14 protein-coding genes and 2 pseudogenes are annotated in these 15,207 nt (G+C 54.5%); 13 read left to right on the top strand and 3 right to left on the bottom strand.

What is annotated here, in order from left to right; genetic code table 11:
- Nucleotides 1–428: 428 nt before the first annotated feature.
- Nucleotides 429–578: pseudogene (locus P1S59_05415) on the top strand (group II intron reverse transcriptase/maturase).
- A gap of 198 nt (nt 579–776) precedes the next feature.
- Here the strand turns inward: P1S59_05415 and P1S59_05410 are convergent.
- The 3 genes from P1S59_05410 to P1S59_05400 all read right to left on the bottom strand — a co-directional run bounded on the left by P1S59_05410 (nt 777) and on the right by P1S59_05400 (nt 3,183).
- The gene (locus tag P1S59_05410) at nt 777–1,001 is read right to left on the bottom strand and encodes a hypothetical protein (protein MDF1525693.1); all 225 of its coding nucleotides are present in this window, start codon (nt 999–1,001) and stop codon (nt 777–779) included.
- 283 nt (nt 1,002–1,284) lie between these two features.
- Nucleotides 1,285–2,424 (bottom strand): MmgE/PrpD family protein, encoded by a 1,140-nt coding sequence (locus P1S59_05405; protein ID MDF1525692.1) that lies wholly within the window; start codon nt 2,422–2,424, stop codon nt 1,285–1,287.
- Between the two features lie 156 nt (nt 2,425–2,580).
- A complete protein-coding gene (locus P1S59_05400) occupies nt 2,581–3,183 on the bottom strand; it encodes a tripartite tricarboxylate transporter permease (protein MDF1525691.1) in 603 nt (200 codons plus the stop codon).
- Between P1S59_05400 and P1S59_05395 the strand changes: the two are divergent.
- From P1S59_05395 to P1S59_05340, 12 genes and pseudogenes are all read left to right on the top strand, one after another.
- Nucleotides 3,106–3,270 (top strand): annotated as a pseudogene (locus tag P1S59_05395) (IS1380 family transposase). The gene P1S59_05400 and the pseudogene P1S59_05395 overlap by 78 nt on opposite strands.
- Nucleotides 3,271–3,795: 525 nt before the next feature.
- On the top strand, nt 3,796–4,734 hold the full coding sequence (locus tag P1S59_05390; GenBank protein MDF1525690.1) for a tyrosine recombinase XerC: 939 nt from the start codon (nt 3,796–3,798) through the stop codon (nt 4,732–4,734).
- Nucleotides 4,731–5,258, top strand: a complete 528-nt coding sequence (hslV, locus tag P1S59_05385; protein ID MDF1525689.1) for an ATP-dependent protease subunit HslV — start codon at nt 4,731–4,733, stop codon at nt 5,256–5,258. Before P1S59_05390 ends, hslV begins: the two co-directional genes overlap by 4 nt.
- Nucleotides 5,259–5,551: 293 nt before the next feature.
- The gene (hslU, locus tag P1S59_05380; protein MDF1525688.1) at nt 5,552–6,901 is read left to right on the top strand and encodes an ATP-dependent protease ATPase subunit HslU; all 1,350 of its coding nucleotides are present in this window, start codon (nt 5,552–5,554) and stop codon (nt 6,899–6,901) included.
- Between the two features lie 47 nt (nt 6,902–6,948).
- Nucleotides 6,949–8,490: a GAF domain-containing protein gene (locus P1S59_05375; protein MDF1525687.1), complete on the top strand. Its 1,542-nt coding sequence runs from the start codon at nt 6,949–6,951 to the stop codon at nt 8,488–8,490.
- A complete protein-coding gene (argB, locus tag P1S59_05370; protein ID MDF1525686.1) occupies nt 8,487–9,368 on the top strand; it encodes an acetylglutamate kinase in 882 nt (293 codons plus the stop codon). The genes P1S59_05375 and argB overlap by 4 nt, the downstream gene beginning before the upstream one ends.
- The gene (locus P1S59_05365; GenBank protein ID MDF1525685.1) at nt 9,365–10,576 is read left to right on the top strand and encodes an acetylornithine/succinylornithine family transaminase; all 1,212 of its coding nucleotides are present in this window, start codon (nt 9,365–9,367) and stop codon (nt 10,574–10,576) included. The genes argB and P1S59_05365 overlap by 4 nt, the downstream gene beginning before the upstream one ends.
- 4 nt (nt 10,577–10,580) lie before the next feature.
- Entirely contained in the window at nt 10,581–11,501 is a 921-nt protein-coding gene (gene argF, locus P1S59_05360) for an ornithine carbamoyltransferase (protein ID MDF1525684.1), read from the top strand.
- Between the two features lie 29 nt (nt 11,502–11,530).
- Complete coding sequence (locus tag P1S59_05355) at nt 11,531–11,680, top strand: hypothetical protein (protein MDF1525683.1); 150 nt, start codon at nt 11,531–11,533, stop codon at nt 11,678–11,680.
- Nucleotides 11,681–11,964: 284 nt separating this feature from the next.
- The gene (locus tag P1S59_05350) at nt 11,965–13,188 is read left to right on the top strand and encodes an argininosuccinate synthase (protein MDF1525682.1); all 1,224 of its coding nucleotides are present in this window, start codon (nt 11,965–11,967) and stop codon (nt 13,186–13,188) included.
- A gap of 409 nt (nt 13,189–13,597) precedes the next feature.
- Complete coding sequence (locus P1S59_05345) at nt 13,598–14,014, top strand: NUDIX hydrolase (GenBank protein ID MDF1525681.1); 417 nt, start codon at nt 13,598–13,600, stop codon at nt 14,012–14,014.
- Nucleotides 14,015–14,017: 3 nt separating this feature from the next.
- Complete coding sequence (locus P1S59_05340) at nt 14,018–15,190, top strand: hypothetical protein (protein MDF1525680.1); 1,173 nt, start codon at nt 14,018–14,020, stop codon at nt 15,188–15,190.
- Nucleotides 15,191–15,207: the final 17 nt, after the last annotated feature.

The raw sequence follows: 15,207 nt of genomic DNA, 5'->3' as shown, positions 1-15,207 counted from the left end.
TCGGTAGCTGGCGGGAGCGGCGTCTGGGTAACCAGGGGTCGTAAGTTCCCTCCCGGCAAAGCCGCAGGCCACAACGCAAGTGAACCTATATGTAGCCTCGTTAATCACAGTTGGAGAAGCCGAACCTGTGGTCGTAAGGTAAAGGCCGCCGCGCACGGGTGATGATAACGGAGACGGTCCGTGCGATCTTCCGGGGTAGCAGGGGTGGTATGCAGCGGAGGATAAATGGTCCAGTGCTGGAGGCCCGATATGGTGATGCCGGAGGGGTGTCAACCGCCGCGTATAAGGAGACGAAATCGTGGCGGGCCGTATGGGGAGTCGGAGGGGTTCATAGTACCGTTTGAGGGTCAGGGACAACATAACCCGACCCGAGGGAAGGGGCCCTGCTTTGTTCGCGCGACCGAAGAGTGGAGGACGAGGGGATTGCCATGCGGCTAACAACCCCGGAAAAAGTCAGGACGCTACAGAGGAAGCTTTACCGTAAGGCCAAGCATGACCCAGCCTACCGTTTCTACTCCTTGTACGACAAGGTTCATCGTGCTGACATCCTCAGTCATGCCTATGATCTTGTCCGGTCTGTGCGAGAAGTACGGGCTCTATAAGGTGCCGATGACAGCAGGCTGGAAGAGGGCGCATGCCCTACGGTGAAGAACATCGGAAAGCCGTGTGCGGGAAAACCGCACGCACGGTTTGATGAGGGGGAGCTGGTCACTGAAACTATGGTAAGGCTACTCGGGCACCGTCAGACGAAAGGGACGGAAACAGTGAAGCCAGGCCTACGGCAGCAGTGACCTGCTCCCTACTCTACCCACGGTTAGTCCAGGCGGAGGCACCGATACGTTGCCGTTGGTACCGTAAAGATGCTCCACATCATCGGACACGAAACCAAAGTCAATGGCCTTCGCTACCTTGCGTAAGGAGTGGTTCGAACGGATACGTTTGTCGAGATTAAAGGACGTGTAAAGCAGGGAAGGCTGGGGCGGATCCTCGCGGCCCATCATAGGCAAAACCTCCGAAAAAAGGTTGCCTGTATATTACCATAACAGCTACCTTAAACCCAATAAAACCAGGTATTTGGGCAACAGACCGTCACGGCGTGTCCCCATGGAATTCGGTCTTAACCACTTCCTGGCAAGCCCTCCACAGCGAAACCGGCCCCTGGCAGGGCCGGTCCCGCTTGGTGTCTTAACAAAGCCTGAGGAACTCCTTTTCGACTCCTCAGGCTTTATCCTGTTGATCGGAAAAGGGTTCTTAAACCATCCCCCTGGGACATTCGCGGGTGAGCTATTTCCCCTTTATCAGTCCCAGTGTCCGGTCTAAATTCCCCGGTTTTTCGAGTTCCGCGATGGTCGTGAAAATCTCCTGCCTCGTATCCGCCGGCAGGAGGTGTTCGGTGCAATCGGTAAATTTGGCCTGAAGCTCTTCATCGGAAAGGGGGAAGGCCGGGCCGCCGCGGTAACGTTCATCCGATTCCCGCACCAGTTTACTACCGTCTTTCAGCTGGATCTCCACCCGGGAGAGCATCTTGTCAAACCCCTCGGCCTCGATCTCGGGATCCACCTGCGTCCGGACCCTGCTCATCATTGACATCACCTTCTGTGAGGTGACGTACTCATCGGTGAATTCCTTGGCGCCGGCCTTGCGCTCCAGGAGGATGACGGAAAGCAGAAAGGGCATGCAGAACTTGGCCTCGAGTTCGTTGTTGGCAGTTTCGTAACGAATGGGATTGAGGATGTTCTTCCCCGCATAGAGCACCACGTTCTCCACGTCTTCCGGTTTCAGATCGTTTTCCGTCACCAGGCCCAGCATCGCATCCATTGAAGGATGGGTCAGTGAGCCGCACGGATAGGGTTTGATGCTGACGCCGGGGTCGACTATTGAAAACGGACTCCCCAGTTTTCCCTGGATCTTGTCCAGGTCAAAACCACCTCCAGCGACCTGGAAGAACCCCCATTTTCCGTCCAGACCGTCGGGGTCCGCTTCAAAACCGCGCACCGCAAGCTCTGCCGCCGTCACACCGCTTTGCGCCGTTCTGCCGACGTGCAGCGGTTTGGTCATGGTGCCGAAATTCACCCGGATGCCCGGGTGGGTGAGCAGCCCGAAAACCCGGTCGGGATAAGAAGATAACTGCGTGTCGTCCCAGTCCATTGAGTGGCCCGACGTGGCGTTGACCATCGCGGCCGAGGCGGCCGGGACCTTGACCGGGTTTTCGCCAAAAAGGGTCGCCTGCGCGGCCCCTCCAGCCTCCAGGCAGTAATCCCGGACTATCCGGGTGCACTCCTGGCGGGCGCCGGTGACCATCAGCCCCAGCCCGTCCAGCACGCAGCGTTTGGCTATGCGCCGCGCTTCCCGGGGTATCTTGTCGAAAGTCTGATCCCTGGACCATTCCGCGATTTCCCTGGTGATATGAGTATTGTTCGCCATTTTCGTAAAACCTCCTTTTCTAAGACTCCCTGCCCTCTGCCTCAGTTTAATCTTCCCGGCGGCCTGAACCCATGCCAAGACGCGTTTCCTGCACTTGACCTATCCATTCAATCGGGGCCGCGAGTTTCGGATTGCCAGGCTGTATTCGACTGCCGATCAGTCGTCGACCGGGATTCTTTTATCGAATCGGGCCAGAATGTAAGGGAGCATAAGACTGAGCACACCCAGGACCAGCATGACCACCGTGATCGGCCTTTCAACAAAGATCGTCAGACTGCCGTTTGACATGAAAAGGGCCTGTCTGAACGATTTCTCGGCCATTGGGCCCAATACGAGCGCCAGGATAACCGGGGCAACCGGGAAATCGAGACGCTTCATCAAAAGCCCGATAAAACCGAACGCAACGACGATCCAGACTTCTATCAGACTGTTGTTGATGGAATAGGCGCCTACCACACTCATCACCAGGATCACAGAAGACATGATGACAGGGGGAAGACGCAGTATCTGGGTCAGCGGCTTGATGCCGACTGTGGCAAAGACCAGCCCCAGGCAGTTGGCGATATAAAGCGATGCGATAGTCGCCCACACCAATTGTGCGTGCTGGGTGAACAACATGGGCCCCGGCGATATGCCGTGGATCATCAAGGCACCGAGGAGGACTGCCGTCGTCTCTGACCCGTATTCTTCCGGATCGGTATCCTGGCCTACAACCTGTTCCGGATGTTCGAGCTGAAGGTCCTTCCCGCGGATTTGCATCGTCATCAGTTACGGACGGTGCGTTGGCGATTGTACCAGGTGGCGGGCAAGGTCGTGCGTCACGCCGGTCAAGTGTATCTGAAAGTCCGGCAGGCCTACTACGGTTTGTTCGCGATGATCCGGCGGAGGATCCGGATCGTCGCGATGGCGTAGGCTTCAGACCTTACAACAGTCGGCAAACGAGTTCCCGAGGGAGAACTCTACCCGAAATCCGCCGATTGGGCCTTCCCGGGGGGGGGTTCGGCGCTGGTCGACAGCACCTGACGGCAACTAGACCGGTTCATCGGACCCAAAACGAAAAAACAGCCTCTCAGACACTTCGACCGGAGGCCGGCCAAAACCAATCTCGGATTCGGATTTCGGGTACTTCGCCCCTCTGGACAATACCCATTAAAACCAATATCATTTCTGATTGTGGAAAGTTGATGGATCTCGAAGAAAGTCCATCAACCAGTCCCGCCACCGGCGGGACTGGGGTGTAGGCCACGCCGATGGCGTGGGACGAACCCACTTCGTCTGGCGGGGGATCACGCCAAAGGCGTGACCGCCCATCAGAAAGCTCGAAGAAATTTTTTGTGAGGCTATCTATAGGCGAGGGTGGGGTGATATCCCATGACGGACAGTTCCGAAGGTGGAGTCACAGCTACAGGACCGGTCAGGCAGCGTCTGGCGGATTACCTCCTTTACATGAAGAAAGTCCGTGGCTCTTCGGCTCACACCTTGTCAGCCTACAGGCGGGATCTGGAAGAGTATCTGGATCATCTCGACAATCGGCAGCTCTCCATGGACAAACCCGAATCGGTTCGATCCTTCCTCGGTCAGCTGTTTAGAAAAGGGTTGGCACGCACCACCATGGCGAGAAAGATATCCTCTGTTAAATCCTTTTGCAGACATCTGGTGAGGGAGGGTATTCTTGAGACCAACCCTTGCGACTCGATCCCCACTCCGCGGGCACCGAAGCACAACCCGAGATTTCTGAGCCTGGAAGAGATAACTGCGTTATTGGATGGTGCTGCCGGGGACCGTCCCATCGACCTGAGAGATATGGCCATTTGGGAGCTTCTTTACTCATCGGGGGTCAGGATAAGTGAACTGGCCGGTATGAATACGGCTGACTGGGACCAGGAGGGACATCTTATCCGGATCCGGGGCAAAGGGAGCAAAACAAGGATCGTCCCTCTGGGAGAGAAAGCCTCGGCCCGTCTTCAGAAATACCTGAAAGCATCTGGAAGGTGGCCGGCGCAGGGAAACAGCGTACCCATTTTCCTGAACCGTGATGGCGGACGGCTGGGTGTCAGGGGAATTCAGAAGCGGCTGGAGCGAAGGCTGAGGGACTGCGGTCTGGACACGAGGATCAGTCCTCATGTTATCAGACATACTTTTGCCACACACCTTTTAGACAGTGGCGCCGACCTTCGAGCCATCCAGGAAATGCTGGGCCATGAGAGCCTCCAGACTACCCAGCGATACACCCACGTCACCCTCGACAGGCTACTTGAGGTCTATGACAGATCTCATCCAAGGGCGGAGAGAAAGGGAGCAGGGTCATGAGAGGTACCACCGTACTGGCGGTCAGACGAGATGGCAAAGTGGCCATGGGCGGAGACGGCCAGGTCACAATCGGCGATACAGTTATCAAACATACGGCTAAAAAGGTGCGAAGACTATACCAGGGGAAAGTACTTGCCGGGTTCGCAGGATCCACGGCAGATGCCTTCACCCTTTTTGAGCGGTTTGAAAAGAAGCTGGACCAGCATCAGGGGAACCTGTCCCGGGCTGCGGTGGAACTGGCCAAGGACTGGAGAACCGATCGGGTTCTCCGCAGACTGGAAGCGCTCATGACTGTGGCCGACAGTGACGGCCTCTTCCTTATCAGCGGGACAGGGGACGTTCTGGAACCAGAGGGGGGAGTGCTGGCCATCGGCTCAGGAGGGCCTTACGCCAGTGCGGCTGCCCAGGCACTTCTTGACCACTCAAATCTCGGGGCAGCTGAGGTGGTCCATGAAGCTCTGACCATAGCAGCCAGAATATGCATATACACGAATGAAGAGATCACTGTGATGGAACTGGAATAAGTCAGTGCAGAGTGTAGAGTGCAAAGTGCAAAGTGCAGAGAAGGTCTGGTGAAAAGTGAATGGGAAGGAAGTCCTGTTCACGGTTCACCGTTCACATTTCACAAATAAAGTTTGATGACTTAGCAAAAAGTCATCAATGCGCCCCGCGCGGGGCGCCCGGATCAATGACTCACTCCGTAAGTCATTGATTTGTAAGGAAAAGGAAAACGACGCTTTTCCCTTTCCGTGGAGCGAAAAGTCCCGGATTGGACTTTTTGCGACTCTATCAAGTTTAGAATTTGGAATTATAAACAATGACTCAGAAAAACTTTACACCACGCGAGATCGTTGACAGCCTTGATCGTTTCATTATCGGTCAGGACCAGGCTAAACGGTGTGTTGCCATCGCTCTGAGGAACCGATGGCGGCGACAACAGGTCCCTAAGGAACTGAAGGACGAGATCGCACCGAAGAACATTATTATGATGGGGCCCACGGGAGTCGGGAAAACAGAGATCGCCAGACGCCTGGCATCCCTGGCAGACTCACCTTTTCTCAAGGTGGAAGCAACCAAATTCACCGAGGTGGGATACGTGGGCCGCGATGTAGAATCTATTGTCCGCGACCTCGTGGAACTGGCCATCAAGATGCTGAAGGAAGAAAAGATGGTGTCGGTCATGGAGAGGGCCGAAGTGCTGGCCGAAGAGAGGATACTGGATCTGCTTTTGCCGGGGAACACTGCCCGTACACAGGGATCGGAGACAATTATTGAACCCTCGCCCAGTGTGGAGACCAGGGAAAAACTGCGCCGAATGCTGCGCAATGAAGATTTGAACGAGAGAGAGGTCGAGATCCAGGTTGAGGAGCGGACCACACCGTTGGTAGAGATCTTCAACTCCCCGGGAACCGAAGGGATGGATATAAACCTGAAGGATATGATGGGTAACCTGTTCCCCGGGAGGAAAAAAATTCGCAAGGTGCAACTCCCCGAAGCCCTGGAGATCCTGACCCAGGAGGAGGCAGCCAAACTCATCGACATGGACAATGTAACGGTTGAGGCTATTACTAAAGTAGAACAAAGCGGGATCGTTTTTTTAGATGAAATAGACAAGATCAGCGGTCGTAACGCGGGCCAGGGACCTGACGTCTCCCGTGAGGGGGTGCAGAGAGACCTGCTTCCCATAATTGAAGGAACGACAGTTACGACAAAACACGGCATGATCAAAACGGATCACATCCTTTTCATCGCCGCCGGAGCTTTTCATGGAAGCAAGCCATCGGACCTCCTGCCGGAGCTGCAGGGCCGATTTCCCATACGTGTGGAACTCGACCCTCTGACACGGGATGATTTTGTCCTCATTTTGACACAACCGGAGAACGCGCTTATCAGACAGTACACTGAGCTCCTGCTGACGGAGGGGCTCAAGCTGACCTTTACCGCTGATGCTGTAGAAGCCATCGCACACATGGCTGAGGAAGTTAATACCAGAACAGAGAACATAGGGGCACGCAGGCTGCATACGATCATGGAAAAGCTCCTGGAGGACATTTCATTCCAGGCTCCCGATCTTGTGGAAAAAGAGATCCTTATCGACTCGGGTACGGTCCAGAGCAAGCTGGCAGACATTGTCGGGGATGATGATCTCAGCCGGTATATTCTGTAAATACGAGGACATCAAGGTAAGACCCAAAATGGAGAGAGAGGAAGATCATGAACCGGGCCATCATTATTGACAACGACGTTTCCAGCCGGCAGGTCCTAAAGGGGATCCTCGCCAACGAGGGCTTCGAGGTCGTGGAAACCATTGATGGACAGAAAGGGATCACCGCAGTCCGCAGCCACGAGGATGTCGGGGTTATTTTCCTTGCTGACAGGCTTACGGGGCTGTCCGGTCTGGACACCCTAATCGCCATCCGGAAATTTCAGCCGAAAGTCCCTGTCCTCATGCTCATAGAGAACGAAAACCGGCAGGCAGCCCAGAGAGCCCTGAGCAGGGGGGCTGCATGGTTCCTGAACAAACCTGTCAAGGTGGAGGATGTCCTGGTCGTCACGAGACATCTTATGGAAAAAAGACACCTGCAGGAAACCATTGACCAGCAGATATCCAGGCTTCAACTGCTGGAAAAGCAGACCAGTGAACTGACCCACATCGAGGATGACGACCTGCCTCCGGAAGAGGTTTTAAAGGAAAGCGACTTTTTGAGCAGATCCATCGAACTCATCTCGGAGGTCCTCGACGCCAAAAAGGTCTCATTGATGCTCCTGAGCCGTGACGGCAAGGAGCTTGTCATGGCCAAATCCAACTGGATCCTCCCCAGCAAGATCCCCAACATAAGACAGCTCATAGACCAGGGTGTTGCGGGACAGGTTGTCAGGGAAGGGGTAGCACTTCTGGTTACAGACGCCGCCAGAGACACCAAGGACCTGACTAATGAGTTCACCAGGCAATACGAATCCTCGTCATTTATTGTGACCCCCCTCCTCTGTGGGAGGAAGGTGATCGGCGTGATCTCAGCCAACGACAAACGAAACAAAAAGCCGTTTACCGAGGGAGACCTGGCCATACTCAACACTTTCGCCAATCAGATGTCCATGGCTGTAGCCAACGTGTTCATGATGAAGAGGACGGAGAGGGAAAAACTCAAGCTTCGGTTCATTAACGGGATCGTCGAAACCCTCGTCTCTTCAATAGACCCGGGCCAGATCTACAAGTCGCTTCTCGAAAAAGTCATGATTGGGCTGAGGGCCACCTGCGGCATACTTGCCTTCTCCGACCCGGGCGGCCAGAAAATACTCATCGAGCATGTCGCTCCCGAGGATCACGTGAGGAAACCCGACAGTCCGGTTCTGGTAGGAAACGGTGTCTTTTTCTCCGTCCTGCAGGAAGGACATGCCGTTATCAGGAATACAACGGGCGAAGACAGCGGTGTCGACATGGCTGCGGACTTTCCCGCGGGGATTACTCCCGGGAACATCGCAGTAACGCCCCTCCTTTCCGGCGATACGGTATTGGGCCTTCTTGCAGTTTACAATAAGCAGGAGAACCTGCCTTTCGATGACTGGGACAGGGAGATCCTGGAAGCCGTCTCTCCTCCGGCTTCCATGGCCATCAAGCAGGCCTGGCTCTATCAGAACCTGATCAAGAGTATTGATGAGGTCGTCGAAACGAACAAGCAGCTCGAAGATGCCAACGCAGAGGTCCGGCAGAAAGTAAAAGAGCTCAACTGGTTAAAGAGCAAGGTGGCGACATGAAGGAACTCATAAAAAAGGCCGACATTTTGTTAGAATCCCTGCCCTATATCAGGGAGTTTGCAGGCAAAACCATCGTCATAAAATACGGCGGCAGCGCCATGGTCAGCGAAACCCTCCGCTCCAATTTCGCCAGGGACATCATCCTGCTCCGTTATGTCGGCATCAAACCTGTCGTGGTCCACGGTGGAGGTCCCCAGATAGGGAAGACCCTTGAACGAATGGGTCTGAAAACCAGATTCGTGCACGGTCACAGGTTCACCGATGATGAGACCATGGATGTGGTGGAGATGGTCCTGGGTGGAAAGGTGAATAAGGAGATCGTCACCCTTATACAGAAACATGGAGGAAAGGCCGTAGGACTGACCGGCAAGGATGGAGGCCTTTTTTTCGCTGAGAAGCTTCTCATCCAGGAGGCTTCGCAAGGGGATGGTCCGCCCGAGATCATAGACCCGGGAAAGGTGGGGCGGATTACTTCTGTCCATCCTGAGATCATCCATCGTCTGGATGAAGGGAACTTCATCCCGGTAATTGCACCAGTGGGAGTGGATGCAGAAGGGAACACTTACAACATCAACGCTGACTCCGTGGCTGGGGCAATTGCCACGGCCCTGAAAGCCAAAAAATTGCTGCTCATGACTGATGTCCCTGGAATCGCCGATGAGAAAGGCGAACTGATCTCATCCCTGGACAGGAAGGCTCTCGACCTGATGGTTGCATCGGGGGTCATCCACGGAGGCATGATCCCCAAAGTCGAGGCCGCCCTTTCATCTCTCGAGGGAGGTGTGTCAAAAGTACATATTGTGGACGGCAGGGTCAACCATGCCGTCCTGCTTGAGATCTTTACTCAAACAGGCGTAGGAACGGAGATAGTACCTTGACAGGAGTATACGGTAAGAGCAGTCAGGAATATATCGACGCGGTAAACGGCGCCCTTTTCCCGAACTACCGACAGTTTCCCATCGTTTTCACAAGCGGCAGAGGTGCACGGCTGCGTGACACGGAGGGAAACGAATATGTCGATTTCGTAGCCGGCATAGCGACCTGCAACCTGGGGCATTGTCACCCCGGGATCACCAGAGCCATTGTTAATCAGGCCGGCCGCCTGATCCATATATCCAACTGGTACTACAGCGATGTCCAGGCGATCCTTGCCGAAAGACTGACATCCCTGACATCCCTCGACAGGGTCTTTTTCTGTAATAGCGGTGCCGAAGCATCCGAAACGGCGATCAAACTGGCCCGAAAAAGGTCTTTCGACAAGTATGGTGCGGGACGAAACCTGGTTATCAGCATTTTCGGAGCTTTTCACGGTCGGACGATGAAAGCGCTCAGCGCCACTGACCCCAGGCATCACCTGGAGGCTTTCGCGCCCTACCCTGAGGGGTTCGTACATATCGCGCCGGGAGACATCGAAGGGCTTAAAAGTCATTTCCCAAAGGCATGCGCGCTGTTCATCGAACCGGTCCAGGGTGAAGGGGGAGTATATCCCATGGACCGGGACTTCCTTAAGAAAGCCGCAGATCTGTGCAAGGAGCACGATGTCCTCTTCATGCTGGATGAGGTTCAGACCGGCATGGGCAGGTGCGGCGCCCTATTCGCTCACCAGGTCCTCGGGATCGAGCCCGATGTCATGACTCTTGCCAAGGGCCTTGCCAACGGATTCCCCATAGGCGCTGTCCTGTCTACCAGCGACCTGGCCGCCTCGTTGGGACCAGGGACCCACGGAAGCACCTTCGGCGGGAACCCCCTTGCCTGCGCTGCAGCCCTTGCCACCCTCAATATCCTGGAGGCGGAGGACCTGCCCCGAAAAGCCGCGGAAGTAGGCCAGCGGTTGAGAGCAGGACTGATGAAGCTGGGTGAAAAGCACATACAGGTTAAGGACGTGAGAGGTCTCGGGCTGCTCCTGGGTATGGAACTTTCAGAGCCTGCTGCTCCCTTTGTGCAGGCCCTTATGAAAAGAGGGTTTCTTGTGACCACTGTGGCTGATAAAACCCTGCGGTTCACCCCTCCCCTGAATATCACTACGGTCGAGGTGGACAGTATTCTCACCGCACTGGACGAAATTCTTACGGAAAGCGAAGGTTGAACATTTGAAAAAGAGAGACTTTATAACTCTCCTGGACCTTGAGCCCAAGGAGTTGAAGATGCTCCTTGATCGGTCTGTTGAGATGAAAAGATCTGGCACAGCCTTGAACGAGCGCCCACTTAAAGGCAAAAGTGTGGGCATCCTGTTCGAGAAAGCCTCTACCCGAACCCGCGTTTCCTTCGAGGTAGGGATCTACCAGTTGGGTGGACAGTCAATTTTCCTCAGCCCCAGGGATGTGCACCTCTCCCGGGGGGAACCCCTGAGTGATACCGCCAAGGTCCTTTCCCGGTATCTGTCCGCTCTGGTCGTACGGACCTATTCTCAGGAAACTGTGGAGACTCTGGCACGGGAAGGGAGCATTCCGGTCATTAACGCCCTGACCGATCTGACCCATCCATGCCAGACCCTCGCCGATCTGCAGACAATCAAGGAAAACTCTGACACCCTTGAGGGTACCAGGGTCGTATACCTGGGTGATGGGAATAATGTCGCCAACAGTCTGATCATCGGGTGCTCCATGACAGGGATCCACCTGAAACTGGCATGTCCCCAAGGGTATGACCCGGATCCGCATTTCCTCGCAGAGGGTATCAGGCGGTCCGGCATAGCGGGCGGATCGGTGCAGCTTGTCAGGGATCCCGAGGAAGCGTGTCGCGGCGCCCACTTCCTTTACACCGATGTGTGGACCAGCATGGGGCAGGAGGAAGAGTCCAAGAAACGACGAAAAGACCTTGCTGCCTACCAGCTGAACACCGCCAGGCTCAACGATGCTGACCCTGGCGCAAAGATCCTCCATTGCCTTCCGGCACACCGCGGCGAGGAGATAACAGAAGAGTTGATCGATCACCCCCAAAGCACTATTTGCGACCAGGCAGAGAACAGGCTGCACACGCAGAAAGCGCTTCTCGAATGGCTGTTAAAATAGAATAGTGAAGGAAGAAGGAGGAATGAGGAATGAAAACAAAAAGAGCTCTTCTTCACACTTCCTCTCCCTCGACAAGGCTCGGGACCCTGAGCAAACACAAGTGCGTCGAAGGGCGCCCCTATTCATCCTTCTTCTTTTTCAAGGCTTTGACGGGTACATCAGATACAAGGCTCGACTGACGAGGGAACCGGAGTCCCGCCAATGGCGGGATGAGGATTGCCGATGACAGACTATAAGTTTTAAGGCTTTCAAGAGTGCGCCAAATACGAGGCTCGATCGAGGATCTGACCGGAGGCGAAAGTACGCGTTACAAGACACGTGAGAATGGTCCAGATGCAAGGCCACAAGGAGGAGGTAACCGGAAGCGTATATGGAACATACGTTGAGGATTACCGACGACTGAGAACGTAGCAGAAGGGCCGTTACCGCGTGCCGCATAAAACCCAAAATGTAAGGAGATAAAATGAACACAAGACCCTCAGTAAACAAAGTAGTACTAGCCTATTCGGGCGGATTAGACACCTCCGTGATCCTCACCTGGCTCAAAGAGGTCTATAAATGCGAGGTGATCGCTTTTGCAGCCGACCTGGGTCTTGGAAATGAGATGAAAGGCATCCGGGAGAAGGCCTTGAAAACTGGAGCCAGCGAAGTGTACATCGAGGATGTCCAGGAGGAGTTCGTCAGGGATTTCGTGTTCCCGGCACTTCGAGGCAACGCCATTTATGAAGGTTATTATCTGTTGGGCACAAGTATCGCCCGTCCCATCATCGCCAAAGCCCAGATCGAAGTGGCCAGGCGAGTGGGAGCCGATGCTGTATCCCATGGCGCTACCGGGAAAGGGAATGACCAGGTCCGTTTTGAACTGGCGTACCACACCCTCATGCCTGGTGTAACGGTGATCGCTCCCTGGAGAGAGTGGGACCTCGGAAGCAGGTCTGCCCTCATCGATTTCGCCAAAAAACACGATATCCCCATTCCGGTGACGAAAGACAAACCTTACAGTAGCGACCGCAACCTGCTTCACATCAGCTACGAGGGGGGGATCCTGGAAGATCCCTGGATGGAACCGCACGAATCCATGTTCACACTTTCGGTGGCGCCAGAGGATGCCCCCGATAAGCCTGAATATGTCACCATCGATTTTGAAGATGGGACACCTGTAGCGGTGGATGGCGACATCCTCTCACCTGCAGCACTGTTGAAACGAGTTAATGAATTAGGCGGACGCCACGGCGTGGGCCGCATCGACCTTGTTGAGAATAGATATATCGGCATGAAGTCCAGAGGGGTATATGAGACTCCAGGCGGCACCATCCTGCACATGGCTCACAGGGCGGTGGAGTCTCTCACCATGGACAGGGAAGTCATGCACTTGAGGGACTCCCTCGTTCCGAAATTCTCGGAACTCATTTACAACGGGTACTGGTTCTCCCCGGAGATGGACTGGCTCAGAAAGTGTATCGACGAGACCCAGACCGGAGTGACCGGTACTGCCAGGATAAAGCTGTTCAAGGGCCATTGCAGTGTAGCGGGAAGAAAGGCCCCGGAGGCTGTCTCCCTGTATGTGCCCGATTTCGCGACCTTCGAGGAGGAGACGGTTTTCGACCAGGCCGACTCCACCGGCTTCATCAGGGTCAACGCCTTGAGACTGCGAATTAATGCATTGAAAAAGCGGAAGAAATCGTAAACCCAGAATGTAGGGTGTAGAGTGTATAGTGTAGAGTGTAGAGGAGTACCGGGAGAGCGAAGGAAGAAGGTGGAATGTGGAAGGTGGAATATCGAAAACGGGAGTTCATCTTCACTCTCCCTCATTCCCTATTCATCCTTTCTTTTTTACAAGGCTTTCAAGAAGGGGTTAGCCGTTTGACAGGCTCAGGCCCTGAGCAAGGTCGAGGGGATGCAAGGCCATCACGCCGATGGCGTGACTGAGGAAACCGGAGGAGTTGTGTGCTTTTAAGGCATGGGAGAATGGGGCAGGTGCAAGGCCAGAGGGGTGAGGAGACCGGAGGCGTATATGGAACATACGTCGAGGATCACCAAACCCCGATAACGCAGCAAATGCCCCGTTATCGCATGCCGCACAAAACCCAACAATTATGAGATATAGGAAAAAGGCAGTTCGGACAGCGGTTGTAGCCGTCGTCAAAAACGACGAAGGCAACGTCCTCCTCACCAAAAGGGCGATCCCCCCCTATCTGGGTAAATGGGTCATGCCTGGCGGCAAGGTCGACCTGGGGGAACCTATAACATCTGCCCTCAAAAGGGAGGTCTGGGAAGAGGTTGGTCTGGAAATTCATGTAGAGGGGCTCATTGATATATATGAGATCGTTCCCTCAGATGAGCATGCGGTGCACTTTGTGATCCTCTATTATCTCGCATCTCCAAAAAGCGGTGATCTGACACCCAATGAGGGAGAGGTCTCCGAAATTGCATGGGCTGACCGGGAGGCAGTAAGCCGCATGGATATCTCCAACGGTACCAGGCACATCCTCTCCAAAGTCTTCACTACCTGAGTCATGGTGCGGATCATTGAACATACAGTGGACCTTGATTTTCCCGCCGGAGAGGGAATACACACCCTCATCGCCCAGATACCGACACGTCTTCGCCTGGAAGGCCGGCTTTTCAAGATAAAAGATAAAGCTGAGCAGACCGCAAGGACAATGTCGATCCTTCGGATTGCAGGCGGTCTGCCCCGTGATGAAAAACTCCATTTCATTCTCCTGCCCGAAAGTTCCGTGCCTTTCGACACAATGGACGAAGTGATCGAGGTGATCTCCACAGAGCTTCCCGACAATACTGTGGTGATCTTCGGTGTGGAACACATCACGCTCCACCAATTCCGCAAGGTGCTGGACCACTACATAGCGGACAATTCGGATATCATGGAGCTCCTCAGCGATGAGGATGATGGTGACGATCGGTCCAAACCGGTAAACATGTGTGTTACCGTGGTCAAGGAGCGCAAGGGACGAATCAGGTGTTTTCTGGCAGCCAAGACGCACCCTTTCGCGGGAGAGGAGACTGTTGACGACCTTTTCGACCTGTACCGCGGAAAAGCGTTTCTCCTCTTTTCCTGCAAGAACACGCCGTTTAACTTCATGCCCCTGATCTGCTTCGATTACGTCTACAGGGACCTGCACGACTCAAACATCATGTCGATCATTGAAAAAGCCAATGAGATCTATTTCCGGCGCCATCAGAACCTGGACCTCCTGGCCGTCATTCAGTGCAACCCCAAACCTGAGCATAAGGTTTTCAGGGATGTCGTCACAGGCTTCTACGGGGAGCACCTGTTCAAGACACCAGGCACAAGGGACACCCTGACCGTTTTCATCAACAGCTCCTGCGAGACCGAACTGGAGGGGGCAGTTGGGGGAGATTCATTCGGTCATTCAAGCATCGTGAACGGTGCACGCCACAAGCTTCCCAGGATCAAGCTGTCAGAGTTTAAGACCGATGATTTTTCGGCAGCTCCCGTTTCCAGGCTGCGTTTCGGTGATGCAACAAGGCTTTATTTGTGCCGGCTTTTCCCCCATCACGAGACTGACCCCCGTTCCTCACGAGCCATGGTGAAGGTGACCGGGATCTACCGGCCTTCCACCCCTCACCATTGGGAACGGATGAGCGGCGAGGACCTGCTGACAGGCATCACAGACAACATGAACGAAACAGACGGATATATTTGAGAGCCGTAATTCGTGAC

The organism is bacterium, from assembly GCA_029210965.1.
GTDB lineage: Bacteria > BMS3Abin14 > BMS3Abin14 > BMS3Abin14 > BMS3Abin14 > JALHUC01.
The sequence above is the reverse complement of the archived record's forward strand: the minus strand, read 5'-3'. Positions and strand labels throughout refer to the sequence as shown.

Coding starts and splice junctions, on each gene's coding strand:
- P1S59_05410 (MDF1525693.1), bottom strand. CDS start 1,001: ATGATGGGCCGCGAGGATCCGCCCCAGCCTTCCCTGCTTTACACGTCC.
- P1S59_05405 (MDF1525692.1), bottom strand. CDS start 2,424: ATGGCGAACAATACTCATATCACCAGGGAAATCGCGGAATGGTCCAGG.
- P1S59_05400 (MDF1525691.1), bottom strand. CDS start 3,183: ATGCAAATCCGCGGGAAGGACCTTCAGCTCGAACATCCGGAACAGGTT.
- P1S59_05390 (MDF1525690.1), top strand. CDS start 3,796: ATGACGGACAGTTCCGAAGGTGGAGTCACAGCTACAGGACCGGTCAGG.
- hslV (MDF1525689.1), top strand. CDS start 4,731: ATGAGAGGTACCACCGTACTGGCGGTCAGACGAGATGGCAAAGTGGCC.
- hslU (MDF1525688.1), top strand. CDS start 5,552: ATGACTCAGAAAAACTTTACACCACGCGAGATCGTTGACAGCCTTGAT.
- P1S59_05375 (MDF1525687.1), top strand. CDS start 6,949: ATGAACCGGGCCATCATTATTGACAACGACGTTTCCAGCCGGCAGGTC.
- argB (MDF1525686.1), top strand. CDS start 8,487: ATGAAGGAACTCATAAAAAAGGCCGACATTTTGTTAGAATCCCTGCCC.
- P1S59_05355 (MDF1525683.1), top strand. CDS start 11,531: ATGAAAACAAAAAGAGCTCTTCTTCACACTTCCTCTCCCTCGACAAGG.
- P1S59_05350 (MDF1525682.1), top strand. CDS start 11,965: ATGAACACAAGACCCTCAGTAAACAAAGTAGTACTAGCCTATTCGGGC.
- P1S59_05345 (MDF1525681.1), top strand. CDS start 13,598: ATGAGATATAGGAAAAAGGCAGTTCGGACAGCGGTTGTAGCCGTCGTC.
- P1S59_05340 (MDF1525680.1), top strand. CDS start 14,018: ATGGTGCGGATCATTGAACATACAGTGGACCTTGATTTTCCCGCCGGA.